Below are 13,780 nucleotides of genomic sequence, written 5' to 3'. Positions count from 1 at the left end.
CCGGCACCCTGGGATGCTTCAGGGCTGTCGGGAGCCGGCCAGCAGCCGGCAACCTGGGATGCTTCAGGGCTGTCGGGAGCCGGCCAGCGGCCGGCACTACGGCTTGTTCAAAAAGTTGTTCGCCAGCAGGTCGCGCACATCGCCCACCCGCCCGCTCAGCAATGCCTTGGCCGCATACAGCGCGGTGCCGGCCACCTGCTTGGCCTCCACCTGGGGCGGCATCACCAGTTCGGTGGGGCTGGTATGCACGTCCAGCAGCGCCGGGCCGGGATGGGCCAGGAAGTCCTTTACCGCCTGCTCCAGCTCCTCCGAATGGGTCACGGTGCGCCCATGGAAGCCGATCACCTCGGCCAGCCGGCCGAAATCGGGGTTCTTCAGGCCGGTGTAGTTATCCAGCAGGCCTTCCACCTTCTGCTCCAGCTCGACGAAGTTGAGCGAGCTGTTGTTGTAGACCACCACCTTGATCGGCAGCTGCTCCTGCACGGCGGTGAGCAGGTCGCCCAGCAGCATCGCGATGCCGCCGTCGCCGGACAGCGAGATCACCTGGCGCCCGGGATAGGCCTTCTGCAGGCCCAGCGCCTGCGGCATGGCGTTGGCCATCGTGCCGTGCAGCAGACTGGTCAGGGTGCGGCGGCGGCCATTGGCGCGGATATGGCGCAGGATCCACACCATCGGCGAGCCGCCGTCGGCGGTGAACAGCGCATCGTCGCTGGCATGGCGGTCGATCAGCGCGGTCAGGTGCTGCGGGTGGATCAGCGTCCCCTCGCCCGGTTCCTCTTCCCTGGCACGCTTGGCCAAGGCCTTGTCGCGATGGCCGATGCACTCGTCCAGGAAGCTGCGGTCCTCGCGCGCCGGCAACAGCGGCAGCAGTGCCTGCAAGGTCGGCCCGATATCGCCGACCACGCCCAGGTCCACCGGGTGGCGGCGGCCCAGGTGGCTGCCGTCGCGGTCCACCTGGATCAACGTGGCCTTGTCCGGGTAGTACTGGCCCCAGGCGAAGTCCGCGCCGAGCAGCAACAGCGTGTCGCAGGCCATCAGCGTGTGGTAGCCCGATTCGATCCCGAAGATGCCGGTCATACCCATGTTGTAGGGGTTGTCGTACTCGACGAAATCCTTGGCCCGCGAGGTATGCGCGATCGGCGCCTGCAGCCGATCGCCCAGTGCCACCAGCGCATCGTGGGCATGCTCGCAGCCGGCGCCGGCATAGATGCCGATGCGCTTGCCCTGCCCGATCAGCGCAGCGATGCGCTGCAGTTCATCATCGCTGGGGCGCAACACCGGCTGGGTGTAATGCACCGAGAACGGCACATCATCGCCCACCATCGCCTCGCTGATGTCGGCCGGCAGGATCACCACCGCCACCCCGCGCCGGCTGATCGCGGCCTGGCAGGCCAGCGCCACCACCCGGCGCGCCTGCTGCGGGCTGTGCACCTGCTCGCAGAACACGCTGCAGCTGGCGTACACCGCCTTGAAATCGACCTCCTGCGGAAACTCCATGCCCAGTTCGGCGGTGACCACCTGGCTGGCGATCAGCACCATCGGCGCACGGTTGCGGTTGGTCTCGAACACGCCGTTGATGAAGTGCAGCCCGCCCGGCCCGCACGAGCCGGCGCAGGCAGTCAGCCGCCCGCTGACCAGCGATTCGGCGCCAGCGGCGAACGCGGCCACTTCCTCATGGCGCATGTGCACCCAGGCGATGTCGCTGCGGTGGATGGCATCGGTGACGTAGTTGAGGGTGTCGCCGACGATGCCGTAGCAATGACGGACACCGGCGGTCTGCAGGGTTTCAACCACGATCTCGGCAACGCGCTTGCTCATGTCAGGGGTTCCTCGAAGCGGGACCTTCGAGCCTAGCGATGCGCGGGTGATACCGATGTGCGCGGCGCGGCGGTACCGCATATCGAGCCAGCCGGCCGTAGATCCACGCCATGCGTGGATGCACGTGTGATGACCCTGCCGGGCGTCGCCAGGCGCCATGGATGCGCACCCTGGGCGGGGCTTCCCGCCCTGGCATCGCGTGCAGCCGGCCAGCGGCCGGCACTACCGGCCGTGCACGTTCACCCAGCCCAGCACCGCGCCGCGCCGGGGGTTGTTGTAACGCACCTTTATCCAGCCATCGGCTTCATCCAGCAGCTCCACCCGGTCATCCTGCAGCAGATAGCGCCGGGTCGTTGTGTCACCGGGCTTGGCGTACAGCGGCAGCCGCGCCGGCACCACCTGGCCACTGACCGCCAGCAGGGGCGCGCGGCCACGCGGCGCCACCAGACCATCGGCGATGGCCGTTTCCACTACCTTGCCGGCCACATCGAACGTGCTCCAGACCGCCAGCGGCCCGCTCTCGGCGGTCTGCCTGACCAGCACGAACGCCTCCAGTGCGTCGCCCACCATCAACATGCGCTCGGCGCGGTACAGGTACAGGCGCGCGCCGTCGAAGCGGTACTGGTCCACGTACCACATCGGCCCACTGCGGCAGGTACTGCTCAACAGGCGGTTGCCTGCATCCACGGTCAGGCCCATCAGGTTGCCGCACTGGTCGTTGCCATGGGTGATCGCGCGCAACGCCACCAGTTGCTGCTGGCCGGGGTCATAGCGGTACACCGCCACCGCCTCGTTGACCATGCCCACCTGTGCCCGCGCGACCAACTCGGGGCTGCCGTCGAAATCGATGTCCTCGGCACTCAACCACGCGGCGCCGTCGGCATCGGCCACCCCGGCCAGGCGCTGCTGCCGGCCCGACGGCAGCTGCACCACGATGCCGCCATCGGGCTGCACCCGCGCGCTGGCGGCCTGGCCCGGCGCGACACTGAGCTGCAGCGCAGCGTCGGGGGCGGCATCGGGCGACGCTGCGGCCGCCGGCGCACACGCGCCCAGCAGCAGCCAACCCCGCATCGCATAGCGCAACGAATCGATCCGGTTCATGCCTGCATCCTGCCGCGCCACCCTGGCGCCCTGGCTCAGAACGATACTTCAACCGCCTGCTGCGCCCACAGTACCGACTGGTGGCCGGTGGCCTGCTTCCAGGCCAGCCGGATCGCTTCGATGTCGGCGCGGCGCTGCGGGGTGTTCTCGTGCAGCACCACCAGCACCTTGGTGCGCAGGCGGTTGGGCTCGGCCGCGCCGCGGAACAGCCACTGGCCATAGGCGTCGAACACGGTCAGCCCGTCGGGAAAGCGCGGGGTGACCTGCTTGTCGAGGAAGGCACGCCACTGCGTGTCGGTAATCGCGTCGGTCTGCCTGCGCTCGGAGGCGCCGCTTTCCTCGCCCACGCCGAAGTACAGCTCGCTGCGCACCCACCCGGCGGCGGCATCCGGGCGGGCGGCATCGCCCTGCAGGGTGGCGGTGGCCGTGGCCGGCGGGGCCGGCTTGGCGGTGGGCGCGGCGGTGGCGCAGCCGCTGGCGGCCAGCACCAGGGCGAACAGAACAGCGTAGGACTTCATCGAAAGGCTCCAGGAAAGCAGGCGTACGGGGGAAGAAGGGTGCAGGACATCCATGCCTGCATGGATCACCAGCGGTTATCTGCTGATGACCATAGGCGATGGGACTTGCATCACATCGGCCGTCACGCCAAGATAATATATCGCTTCATCCGGATAGATTGGTAGTACCGACCATTGGTCGGCAACACCAACTCTCCTCCCCTCCCCCCCTCGTCGTCCCGCTGGAGTCCGCATGTCCCGTCCGTCCGCGTCGCGCCTTGGCCTTGCCATCGCGCTCGTCCTCTCCTCCCCCCTGCTCGCCCAGGGCGTACTTGCGCAGGACGCGCCCGGCTCGGCCACCACGCTGGACACGGTGATCGTCACCGGCACCCGGGCGGTGGACCGCACCGTACTCGAATCGACCTCGCCGGTGGACGTGCTCAGCGCCGAGGACATCCGCAAGGCCGGCGTGGTCAACGGTGAACTGGGCAGCGCGCTGCAGGCGCTGCTGCCCTCGTTCAACTTCCCGCGCCAGTCCAACTCCGGCGGCGCCGACCACATCCGCGCCGCGCAGCTGCGCGGGCTCTCGCCCGACCAGGTGCTGGTCCTGGTCAACGGCAAGCGCCGCCACAGCAGCGCGCTGGTCAATACCGACAGCAAGATCGGCAAGGGCACCACCCCGGTCGACTTCAATGCCATTCCGGTCAGCGCGATCAAGCGCATCGAGGTGCTGCGCGACGGCGCCGGCGCGTTGTACGGCTCGGACGCGGTGGCCGGGGTGATCAATGTGATCCTCGATGACGCCCCCGAGGGCGGCGCGTTCGAAGCCAGCTTCGGCGCCAACCACACCGACCTCAAGCCGATCGACCGTACCCTCACCGACGGCCAGACCAGCTATGCCAGCGCCAAGGTCGGCACCCGGCTGGGCGAGGACGGCGGCTTCCTGCGCGTGGGCCTGGAGCTGAAGAACCACGAAGGCACCAACCGCGCCGGCTTCGACCAGATCCCGCCGTGGGACCAGAGCGACACCAACCTGGCCCTGCAGGGCAAGCGCAACTACGTGCTGGGCGACGGCAAGACCCGGGACCTCAACGCCTGGATCAACACCGAGCTGCCGTTCGGTGAAACCTCCAAGTTCTATTTCTTCAGCACCTTCAACCAGCGCGACAGCGAAGGCGCCAACTACTTCCGCTACCCCGACAGCGACGCCAACTGGGCACAGGTCTATCCCAACGGCTACCGTCCGATTTCCATCGGTGAGAACCGCGACGTGCAGGCCGTGGCCGGCGCGAAGGGGCAATGGGGCGAGTGGAACTACGACGCCAGCCTGGATTACGGCAGCAACAGCTTCACCTACCGCCTGCGCGATTCGCTCAACGCCTCGCTGGGCCCGACCAGCCCGACCCGCTTCAAGACCGGCGACTACCGCAACGAACTGACCGTGGCCAACCTCGACCTGGGCCGGGTGTTCAACCAGGGCGACAACACCACCCACAGCCTGGGCCTGGGCGTGGAAGCACGCCGCGACCACTACCAGACCCGTCCGGGCGATCCCAACAGCTACGCGGCCGGCCCGTTCACCGACCGCCCGACCGGCTCGCAGGCCGGTGGCGGGCTGACCCCGCAGGATGCCACCAGCCTGTCGCGCGACGTGGCCAGCGCCTATGCCAGCCTGTCCAGCCAGTACGGCGAGCACTTCTCCAGCGACCTGGCCGCACGCTACGAACACAGCGATGACTTCGGCGGCGAGCTCACCGGCAAGCTCGGCCTGCGCTATGAGTTCACCCCGGCCTTTGCGCTGCGCGGCGCCATCTCCAACAATTTCCGCGCGCCGTCGCTGGCCCAGATCGGCTATGAATCCACCTCCACCGGCTACAACGCCGCCGGCCAGCTGGTGCAGGGCCGGGTGCTGTCGGTCAACAATCCCATCGCCCGTGGCCTGGGCGCGTCCAACCTGAAGCCGGAGAAGTCGCTCAACACCAGCCTGGGCTTCACCAGCCGTATCGGCTCGCACTTCGACCTGTCGCTGGATTTCTTCCAGATCGACATCGACGACCGCATCGCGTTGTCGGAAAGCATCACCGGCGACGCCCTCACCGACAACGTGCAGCAGCAGTTCGGCGTGGCCGGCCTGCAAAGCGCCAGCTTCTTCGTCAACGCTGCCGACACCCGCACCCGCGGCGCCGAACTGGTGAGCAACTGGCGGCAGTCGCTGGGCGATGGCGAGCTGGTCCTGACCGGCACCTACGCCTACACCAAGACCACGCTGAAGAACGTGCTGGCCACCCCGGCCAGTCTGCTGGCACTGGACCCGGACTACGTGCTGTTCGGCGTGGAGGAAACCAATACCCTCACCGACGCCACCCCGCGTACCCGCGCCGCGCTGGCCGCCAGCTGGAGCAACGACCGCTGGGCGCTGAGCAGCCGGGTCAACCGCTATGGCAGGGTGACCCGCGTGTTCAACTTCGGCGACGGCTACATTCCGCGCCAGACCTATGGCGCCGAATGGCAGCTGGATGCGGAAGTGGAGTTCAAGATCACCCCGCAGTGGAGCGTGGCCATCGGTGGGCAGAACCTCACCGACAACTACTCCGATCCATCCAACGAAGACATCCACTACTTCGGCAACCTGCCGTATGACGTGCTGTCGCCGATCGGCAGCAACGGCGCGTATTACTACGGTCGCATGCGGTATACGTTCTGATCATGGGTGCAGCCGACCCACGGTCGGCTGCACCGCCATGACCTGACGATCACGCCCACGCTGGCATCGTGGTGGGCATGGCACACGACCTCCCCACACGTCCGTCGCCACCGCTGCTGGACGATGCCTGCGCGTTGTTCCTCGATGTGGATGGCACCCTGATCGAGTTCGAACAGGACCCCGACGCCGTCACCCTGCTGCCCGAAGTCCGCGAGGCGATCGGGCGGATCAGCGATCGCCTGGAAGGCGCCGTGGCGTTGATCAGCGGCCGGCCACTGGACCAGCTCGACGCCTTGTTCCGCCCCCTGCACCTGCCTGCCGCCGGGCTGCACGGCCATCAGCTGCGCCGCGCCGATGGGCAGCTGGACAGCCCGGCCAGCAGTACCGACACCAGCCAATGGCTGCATGCAGTGCACCAACAGGCAATGCGCTTTGCCCATGGCACCCCCGGCGTCCTGGTCGAAGACAAGGGCAGCAGCCTGGCCCTGCACTGGCGCGCTGCGCCGCATGCCGCCCAGGAGGTGCATGCATTCGCCGAACGGCATATCCGCGGCCACGCCGGCTACCGGCTGCAACCGGGCGACCATGTGGTCGAATTCGTTCCCGAGGGCAGCGACAAGGGCCGCGCACTGCGGCAATTGATGCAGCAGGCGCCGTTCCGTGGGCGGCTGCCGGTATTCCTGGGCGACGATCTCACCGACGAGTTCGGGTTCGACGCCGCCAACGCCCTGCACGGCTGGAGCGTGCTGGTCGGTTCGCGCGCACCCAGCGCGGCGGTGTTCGCATTGCCGCACATACGCAGCGTGCATGCCTGGCTGCGCGAAAATGCCTACTGAGGCCAGCCCGTTGAAACCGGCCGGTTGGACCTGGCCCGCAAACACCGCAGGCCCGGCAGCGCGCCGGCCTGCACCGGCCTCCCGGCGGAGGCCCCCGACGCCGCCGAGCCCTGCGCAGCGCGCAATGCCGCGGCATGACACGAGATGTTGTGCACCATGAGCGAATCCGATCTGAATCTTGGCGTGGTTGGCAATGGCAGCTTCGGCGCATTGATCGACCAGCATGCCCGCGTGGTCTGGAGCTGCCTGCCCACCTTCGATGGCGACCCCACTTTCTGCGCGCTGCTGCGCCCCAACCAGCACGAGGGCGGCGATTTCGCCATCGAGCTGGAAGACATGGTGGGCAGCGAGCAGGCCTACCTGACCAACACCGCGATCCTGCGCACGGTGCTGCACGACAAGCACGGCGGTGCGCTGGAAATCATCGACTTCGCCCCGCGCTGGCGCCAGAACGACCGCTTCTACCGCCCGGTCAGCCTGATCCGCCAGGTACGGCCGCTGGCGGGCAATCCGCGCATCATCGTGCGGGCCCGCCCGCTGGCCGACTGGGGCGCGCGCGTGCCCGACGGCACCTGGGGCAGCAACCACATCCGCTGGGTACTGCCCAACCATGTGCTGCGGCTGACCACCGATGTGCCGCTGCGGCTGGTTCGCGATGGGTTGCCGTTCGTGCTCAACCACCCGATGCACCTGGTGCTGGGCGTGGATGAATCGCTCAACCGCTCGCTCAGCGGCTATGTGCAGGAGGCCCTGCAACGTACCGGCGACTACTGGCGCGAGTGGGTGCGCTACCTGTCCATTCCGCTGGAATGGCAGGACGCGGTGATCCGCAGCGCGATCACCCTGAAACTGTGCCAGTACGAAGACAGCGGCGCGATCATCGCCGCGATGACCACCTCCATCCCGGAGGCGCCGGGCAGCATCCGCAACTGGGACTACCGCTACTGCTGGCTGCGCGACGCGGCCTTCGTGGTGCGCACGCTCAACCGCCTGGGCGCCACCCGCACGATGGAACAGTTCCTCGGCTACATCTTCAACCTGGCCACCGCCGATGGCAGCCTGCAGCCGCTGTACGGCATCGGTTTTGAAGCCAAGCTGGATGAAACCGAAGTGGCCTCGCTGTCCGGCTACCGCGGCATGGGGCCGGTACGGCGCGGCAACCTGGCCTGGGTGCAACGCCAGCACGATGTGTACGGCAGCGTGGTGCTGGCGTCCACCCAGCTGTTCTTCGACCGCCGCCTGCAGGACCCCGGCGATGCGCATACCTTCGCGCGGCTGGAGCCGCTGGGCGAACAGGCCTTCGCCCTGCACGACGTGCCCGACGCGGGGCTGTGGGAATTCCGCGGCCGCACCGAAGTGCACACCTACACCAGCGCGATGTGCTGGGCCGCCTGCGACCGCCTGTGCAAGATCGCCGTGCGGCTGAAGCTGGACGACCGCGCCGAATACTGGCGCGGGCGCGCCAACACCATCCACGCACGGATCCTGCGCGAAGCGTGGAGCGAGCAACTGGGCCACTTCACCGACACCTACGGCGGCCACCGCCTGGATGCGTCGCTGCTGCTGCTGGCCGACATCGGCTTCATCGAGGCCAGCGACGCGCGATTTGTCGCCACCGTCGAGGCGATCGGCCGCGACCTCAAGCATGGCAACGCGCTGTACCGCTACGTGGCGCCGGACGACTTCGGCGAACCGGAAACCAGCTTCACCATCTGCACCTTCTGGTACATCGACGCACTGGCCGCCATCGGCCGCCTGGACGAGGCCCGGGAGATGTTCGAGGAGCTGCTGGCGCGCCGCAACCACCTGGGCCTGCTCTCCGAAGACCTGGCCTTCGATACCGGCGAGGCCTGGGGCAACTTCCCGCAGACCTATTCGCACGTGGGCCTGATCACCGCGGCGATGCGGCTGTCGCGCAGCTGGCAGGAGGCATCATGAGCCGTCTGGTAGTGGTTTCCAATCGGGTCGCCGTCCCCGGCGAAACCCGCGCCGGCGGGCTGGCGGTGGGCCTGCTGGCCGCGCTCCGGGAACGCGGCGGGGTGTGGTTCGGCTGGAGCGGCAAATCGGTCCGCGACGACAGCGGCACCGTGCACGAGCAGGTCGACGGCGATATCCGCTACATCACCATGGACCTCAACAAGCGCGACGTCGACGGCTACTACAACGGCTTTGCCAACCGCACGCTGTGGCCGCTGCTGCATTTCCGCCTGGACCTGGTCGACTACGACCGCGCCACCCGCGAAACCTATCGCCGGGTCAATGCGCTGTTCGCCGAAAAGCTGGCGCCGCTGCTGCGCGAGGACGACATCGTCTGGATCCACGACTATCACCTGATCCCGCTGGCATCGCTGCTGCGCGAGCGTGGCATCGGCTGCCGGATCGGCTTCTTCCTGCACGTGCCGATGCCCTCGGCCGACCTGCTGCAGGCCATGCCCGACCACCTGCGGCTGTTCTCCAGCCTGTATGCCTACGACCTGGTCGGCTTCCAGACCCAGCGCGACGCCGACCGCTTCCAGTCCTACCTGCGCCTGTTCGGCGGCGGGCGGGTGCTGGCCGATGGCCAACTGGAAGCCCCGGGCGGGCGCCGTTTCCGCGCGGCGGCATTCCCGATCGGCATCGATACCGAACACATCGTGCGCCAGGCCAAGGCCGGCGCCAACAAGCCGGCCGTGCGCGACCTGCGCAACAGCCTGCGCGACCGCCAACTGGCGATCGGCGTGGACCGGCTGGATTATTCCAAGGGCCTGCCGGAGCGCTTCCTGGGTTTTGAACGCTACCTGGAGCGCCATCCCGACCAGCACGGCAGCCTGACCTACCTGCAGATCGCACCGGTCTCGCGCGGGGATGTCACCGAGTACCGCCAGCTGCGCAGCCAGCTGGAGCAGATCGCCGGGCATATCAACGGCGGCCACGCCGCCCCGGACTGGACCCCGCTGCGCTACGTCAACCAGAACTTCACCCACGCCACCCTGACCGGCTTCTACCGCGCCGCCGCGGTCGGGCTGGTCACCCCGCTGCGCGACGGCATGAACCTGGTCGCCAAGGAATACGTGGCCTCGCAGGACCCGCAGAATCCGGGCGTGCTGGTGCTGTCGCTGCTGGCCGGTGCGGCCGACGAACTCAAGCAGGCCCTGCTGGTCAATCCGCATGACCTGGACGGGGTCGCCGATGCGATCGCCACCGCGGCGACGATGCCGTTGAAGAAGCGCGTGGAGCGTTGGCAGGCGATGATGGAGCACCTGCGCACCTACGACATCAATCATTGGCGACGGACGTATCTGCAGGCGCTGGAAGGATGATGCCGGCCAGCGGCCGGCAGCGCCGGGATAGCCCACGGTAGTGCCGGCCGCTGGCCGGCCATGCACCTTCCCATCGTCAATCCAGAAACCGCGCCGCCTGCTCCGCTGTCGGTAAAAAACACGTGTCATGACGGCCAAACCACCGATACCGGTTGCGCGCCAGCGCGCGATACGCGCGGTCACGCAGCCTGCGCGGTAACCAGCCCAGCACGCGCAGCAGACGCCACGCACCGCCCAACCCGACCAGTACGCGCAGGATCGCGTCGGTGTCCGTCCAGGCGCGCCCCTGTTCGAGCAGCAGGAACGACGACGGATCCTCTGGATCCAGACCCTGCGCCTGCAGCAGGGCTCGCCCGTGCGTGCCCTGCATCGCGGCGAAGCGGTAGCGGCCATGCGTGTCGAAACGCAGCAGGAATCGCACCCAGCGGCTGCACAGCGCGCAGACCCCGTCGAACACGATCACGGCTTTCTGCGTTTGATCAACGTCGGTCATGGCAATCATGGAAAGGGGCTAGGTCCGAGCCACGCTCGGACAACGCAATGCCGGACGCCGGCGCCTCCGGCCATTTATTGCATCGGGTCATTCAACGCATCCGACCATTTCAACGCATCCGACCATGGGTCGGATCTACCCCCGATCCAGGCCAGCGTGGCCATGCGCCCGCTGCGGCGATCGCGGCGGTGCGAATAGAACCGCTGCGGGTCGGCGATGGAGCAGTACTGGCCACCGCTGATCCACGCCGGGTCCACCCCCACGCTGTGCAGCCGGCGCCGGGCCAGCGCGTACAGGTCCACCTTCCAATGGCCCGGGCGGGTCGCCACAAAGGCCTGCGCCGCACCGGCATCGCGGTCGACAAAGGCGGCATGCACATCCTCGCCCACCTCGTAATGCGCCGGGCCGGCGGCCGGGCCCAGCCACGCCTGCAGCTGCGCGGCCGGGGTATGCATGGCCACCACGGTGGCCTCCAGCATGCCATCGGCCAGCCCGCGCCAGCCGGCGTGGGCCGCGCCGATTTCACTGCCGTCGCGCGCGGCCAGCACCACCGGCAGGCAGTCGGCGGTCAGGATCGCCAGCACCACCCCGGGCACCGCCGTCACCGCCGCATCGGCGGTGGGTTCCAGCGCCACCCCGGCGGCCAATGGCGGCGCATCCATGCGCAGCACGGTGGTGCCGTGCACCTGGCGCAGCCAGTGCGGCGCCGAAGGCAGGCCCAGCCCGGCCTGGAGCAGGTCGCGGTTGCGCTGCACCTGGTCCGGGTCGTCGCCGTCGGCGGCGTAGCGGTTGCCCATGTTGAACTGGTCGAACGGCGGCAACGAGCCCCCCGCACCGAAGCGCAGCGTGGTGCAGGCCTGCACGCCGGGCGGCGCGGGCCAGTCGGCCATCAGGACCGGGACGGGCGGGCGGCGCTCCATCAGCGGCGGCCGCGCTCCAGCTCGGCGAACTTCCTGCTGTCATCGCGCAGGGCATTGAGCAGCGCCAGCATGTCCGCCGGCGGCGGTGCGCTGTTGCTGATCGTCTCGCCGGTGATCGGGTGCACGAACTCCAGGGTCTCGGCATGCAGCGCCTGGCGCTTGAAACCGCGCAGCGCCGCGACCAGCTCGTCGCTGGCGCCCTTGGGCAGCTTCAGCGCCCCGCCGTACAGCTGGTCGCCGATGATCGGGTGGCGCAGATGCGCCATATGCACGCGGATCTGGTGGGTGCGCCCGGTTTCCAGGCGGCATTCCAGCGCGGTATGGGCGCGGAACCGTTCGCGCAGGCGGTAATGGGTGATCGCATCCTTGCCGTCCTCGCGCACGGCCATGCGCACCCGGTCGCGCGGATGGCGGTCGATGGCGGCATCGGCGGTGCCGCCGGAAACCAGTGCGCCGACCACGATGGCCAGGTACTGGCGGTGGACCTCACGCGCGGACAACTGCTCCACCAGCGCGGTCTGCGCCTGGATCGTGCGTGCGATCACCATCACCCCGCTGGTGTCCTTGTCCAGGCGGTGCACGATGCCCGCGCGCGGCAGCACCGACAGCGACGGGTCGCGGAACAGCAGCGCATTGACCAGGGTACCGGTGGGGTTGCCGGCGCCGGGGTGGACCACCAGGCCGACCGGCTTGTTGATCACGAACAGGTGCTCGTCCTCGTACAGGACCTCCAGCGGGATGTCCTCCGGCTCGGCGTGGGTCTGGGTGTCGAGCACGACATGCAGGCTGGCCACCTCGCCACCGCGGACCGGGTCGCGGCCGCGGACGGTCACCCCATCCAGCAGGACGTCCCCGGACTTGATCCATTCGGTCAGCTTGGAACGGGAGAACTCGGGGAAGAGTTCGGCCAGGACGGCGTCAAAGCGCCGGCCGGCGGCGGTATCGGGCACCACGGCCTGGCGGGGGGATTCGGATTCAGAAACGTTATCGGACATGGGGGCAGCACCGCTGGGAGACAATTTTGGGGTCCTGGCGACCACTTTCAGTCGCAGGACAGGCCACTAGGCTATCATCGACCCCTCGTATTCCAGCCGCGTCCCGCCCTGACCCCATGATCCGACGCTCTTCTTTGCTGTCTGCGCCCGCCCGCACCGCCGCCCTGCTGCTGGTCCTGGCCCTCGTCGCCACCGGCTGCCATCGCGGTACCAAGGGCGATTCTCCGGACGAAGGCCTGCCGGTCGAACAGATCTACGAGAAGAGCCACCGCCTGATGGAAGGCGGCAACTGGAGCGGGGCCGAGGCCAACTTCCGGCGCCTGATCGCCCAGTACCCGTATGGTCCGTACACCGAGCAGGCGATGATCGAAACCGCCTACGCCCAGTACAAGGCCGGCAAGCACGATGACGCGGTGTCCAGCGTCGACCGCTTCATCCGTACCTACCCGACCCACCGCAACATCGCCTACATGTACTACCTGCGGGGCCTGGCCAACGGCAACCGCAACACGGTGTTCCTGCGCCGGGTGTGGTCGCTGGACGCCAGCCGCCGCGATCTGTCCACCCCGCGCCAGGCCTACGCCGATTTCAACATCGTGGTGGACCGCTACCCCAACAGCCGCTACGCCGCCGATGCGCGCCAGCGCATGCTGGAGCTGCGCGACGTGTTCGCCCAGCACGAGCTGGACAACGCCATGTACTACCTGCGCCGCGAGGCCTGGGTATCGGCCGCCGGCCGCGCCAACTTCCTGCTGGAAAACTACCCGCAGAGCGCCTTCCAGTACGACGCCGTGGCGACCCTGGGCGAGGCCTACACCCACCTGGGCAACAAGACCCTGGCCGACGACGCCCGCCGCGTGCTGGAGCTGAACCAGCCCGAGCATCCGTGGCTGCAGGGCAAGTGGCCGAAATACCCGTGGATGGTGCGCAAGCTGAACCCGTTCGCCGGCGAGAAATCGGCCAGCACCGGCCAGCGCAACGCCAAGCTGCAACGGAAATAATCAAAAGGCCCCGAAAGGGGCCTTTTTTTTGGTTCTTCACCGATTTGCGGGGAGTAAGTTGTGTACTAAAGCCTCAGATCAAAGGCAATGACCGACATATGCGCTGACTGGGTTGG

General features: G+C 68.2%; 11 protein-coding genes. 5 read left to right on the top strand and 6 right to left on the bottom strand.

What is annotated here, in order from left to right; translation table 11 throughout:
• Positions 1–96: 96 nt before the first annotated feature.
• The 3 genes from IC535_RS07495 to IC535_RS07485 all read right to left on the bottom strand — a co-directional run bounded on the left by IC535_RS07495 (position 97) and on the right by IC535_RS07485 (position 3,437).
• Positions 97–1,818, bottom strand: a complete 1,722-nt coding sequence (locus IC535_RS07495; RefSeq protein ID WP_228884037.1) for a thiamine pyrophosphate-dependent enzyme — start codon at positions 1,816–1,818, stop codon at positions 97–99.
• Positions 1,819–2,040: 222 nt separating this feature from the next.
• Positions 2,041–2,919, bottom strand: coding sequence for an XAC2610-related protein (locus tag IC535_RS07490; protein WP_228884036.1), 879 nt, complete (start codon positions 2,917–2,919; stop codon positions 2,041–2,043).
• Between the two features lie 35 nt (positions 2,920–2,954).
• A complete protein-coding gene (locus IC535_RS07485; protein ID WP_228884035.1) occupies positions 2,955–3,437 on the bottom strand; it encodes a DUF3574 domain-containing protein in 483 nt (160 codons plus the stop codon).
• A gap of 232 nt (positions 3,438–3,669) precedes the next feature.
• On the opposite strand from IC535_RS07485, the gene IC535_RS07480 reads away from it, so the two are divergent.
• From IC535_RS07480 to otsA, 4 genes are all read left to right on the top strand, one after another.
• Positions 3,670–6,120, top strand: coding sequence for a TonB-dependent receptor plug domain-containing protein (locus IC535_RS07480; RefSeq protein ID WP_228884034.1), 2,451 nt, complete (start codon positions 3,670–3,672; stop codon positions 6,118–6,120).
• 77 nt (positions 6,121–6,197) lie between these two features.
• A complete protein-coding gene (gene otsB / locus IC535_RS07475) occupies positions 6,198–6,956 on the top strand; it encodes a trehalose-phosphatase (protein WP_228884033.1) in 759 nt (252 codons plus the stop codon).
• A 156-nt stretch (positions 6,957–7,112) separates the two neighbouring features.
• Entirely contained in the window at positions 7,113–8,894 is a 1,782-nt protein-coding gene (locus IC535_RS07470; RefSeq protein WP_228884032.1) for a glycoside hydrolase family 15 protein, read from the top strand.
• On the top strand, positions 8,891–10,255 hold the full coding sequence (otsA, locus tag IC535_RS07465) for an alpha,alpha-trehalose-phosphate synthase (UDP-forming) (protein WP_228884031.1): 1,365 nt from the start codon (positions 8,891–8,893) through the stop codon (positions 10,253–10,255). Before IC535_RS07470 ends, otsA begins: the two co-directional genes overlap by 4 nt.
• A 76-nt stretch (positions 10,256–10,331) precedes the next feature.
• Here otsA and IC535_RS07460 read toward each other — a convergent pair whose 3' ends face one another.
• The 3 genes from IC535_RS07460 to rluD form a co-directional block, all read right to left on the bottom strand.
• Positions 10,332–10,748, bottom strand: a complete 417-nt coding sequence (locus IC535_RS07460) for a thiol-disulfide oxidoreductase DCC family protein (RefSeq protein ID WP_228884030.1) — start codon at positions 10,746–10,748, stop codon at positions 10,332–10,334.
• 74 nt (positions 10,749–10,822) lie between these two features.
• Complete coding sequence (pgeF, locus tag IC535_RS07455) at positions 10,823–11,638, bottom strand: peptidoglycan editing factor PgeF (RefSeq protein WP_228884029.1); 816 nt, start codon at positions 11,636–11,638, stop codon at positions 10,823–10,825.
• A 29-nt stretch (positions 11,639–11,667) separates the two neighbouring features.
• Positions 11,668–12,663, bottom strand: a complete 996-nt coding sequence (gene rluD, locus IC535_RS07450) for a 23S rRNA pseudouridine(1911/1915/1917) synthase RluD (RefSeq protein WP_228884028.1) — start codon at positions 12,661–12,663, stop codon at positions 11,668–11,670.
• A 116-nt stretch (positions 12,664–12,779) separates the two neighbouring features.
• Between rluD and IC535_RS07445 the strand changes: the two genes are divergently transcribed.
• Positions 12,780–13,664: an outer membrane protein assembly factor BamD gene (locus IC535_RS07445; RefSeq protein ID WP_228884027.1), complete on the top strand. Its 885-nt coding sequence runs from the start codon at positions 12,780–12,782 to the stop codon at positions 13,662–13,664.
• The last annotated feature ends 116 nt before the right edge of the window (positions 13,665–13,780 follow it).

The organism is Stenotrophomonas rhizophila, from assembly GCF_020857975.1.
Lineage (GTDB): Bacteria > Pseudomonadota > Gammaproteobacteria > Xanthomonadales > Xanthomonadaceae > Stenotrophomonas > Stenotrophomonas rhizophila_C.
This window is presented reverse-complemented; position numbering and strand designations above follow the sequence as displayed.

Bases quoted from the DNA above. Each gene is read 5' to 3' on its own strand.
- IC535_RS07460 (WP_228884030.1), bottom strand. From the start codon at position 10,748: ATGACCGACGTTGATCAAACGCAGAAAGCCGTGATCGTGTTCGACGGG.
- IC535_RS07445 (WP_228884027.1), top strand. From the start codon at position 12,780: ATGATCCGACGCTCTTCTTTGCTGTCTGCGCCCGCCCGCACCGCCGCC.
- IC535_RS07485 (WP_228884035.1), bottom strand. From the start codon at position 3,437: ATGAAGTCCTACGCTGTTCTGTTCGCCCTGGTGCTGGCCGCCAGCGGC.
- pgeF (WP_228884029.1), bottom strand. From the start codon at position 11,638: ATGGCCGACTGGCCCGCGCCGCCCGGCGTGCAGGCCTGCACCACGCTG.
- IC535_RS07470 (WP_228884032.1), top strand. From the start codon at position 7,113: ATGAGCGAATCCGATCTGAATCTTGGCGTGGTTGGCAATGGCAGCTTC.
- otsA (WP_228884031.1), top strand. From the start codon at position 8,891: ATGAGCCGTCTGGTAGTGGTTTCCAATCGGGTCGCCGTCCCCGGCGAA.
- rluD (WP_228884028.1), bottom strand. From the start codon at position 12,663: ATGTCCGATAACGTTTCTGAATCCGAATCCCCCCGCCAGGCCGTGGTG.
- otsB (WP_228884033.1), top strand. From the start codon at position 6,198: ATGGCACACGACCTCCCCACACGTCCGTCGCCACCGCTGCTGGACGAT.
- IC535_RS07495 (WP_228884037.1), bottom strand. From the start codon at position 1,818: ATGAGCAAGCGCGTTGCCGAGATCGTGGTTGAAACCCTGCAGACCGCC.
- IC535_RS07490 (WP_228884036.1), bottom strand. From the start codon at position 2,919: ATGAACCGGATCGATTCGTTGCGCTATGCGATGCGGGGTTGGCTGCTG.
- IC535_RS07480 (WP_228884034.1), top strand. From the start codon at position 3,670: ATGTCCCGTCCGTCCGCGTCGCGCCTTGGCCTTGCCATCGCGCTCGTC.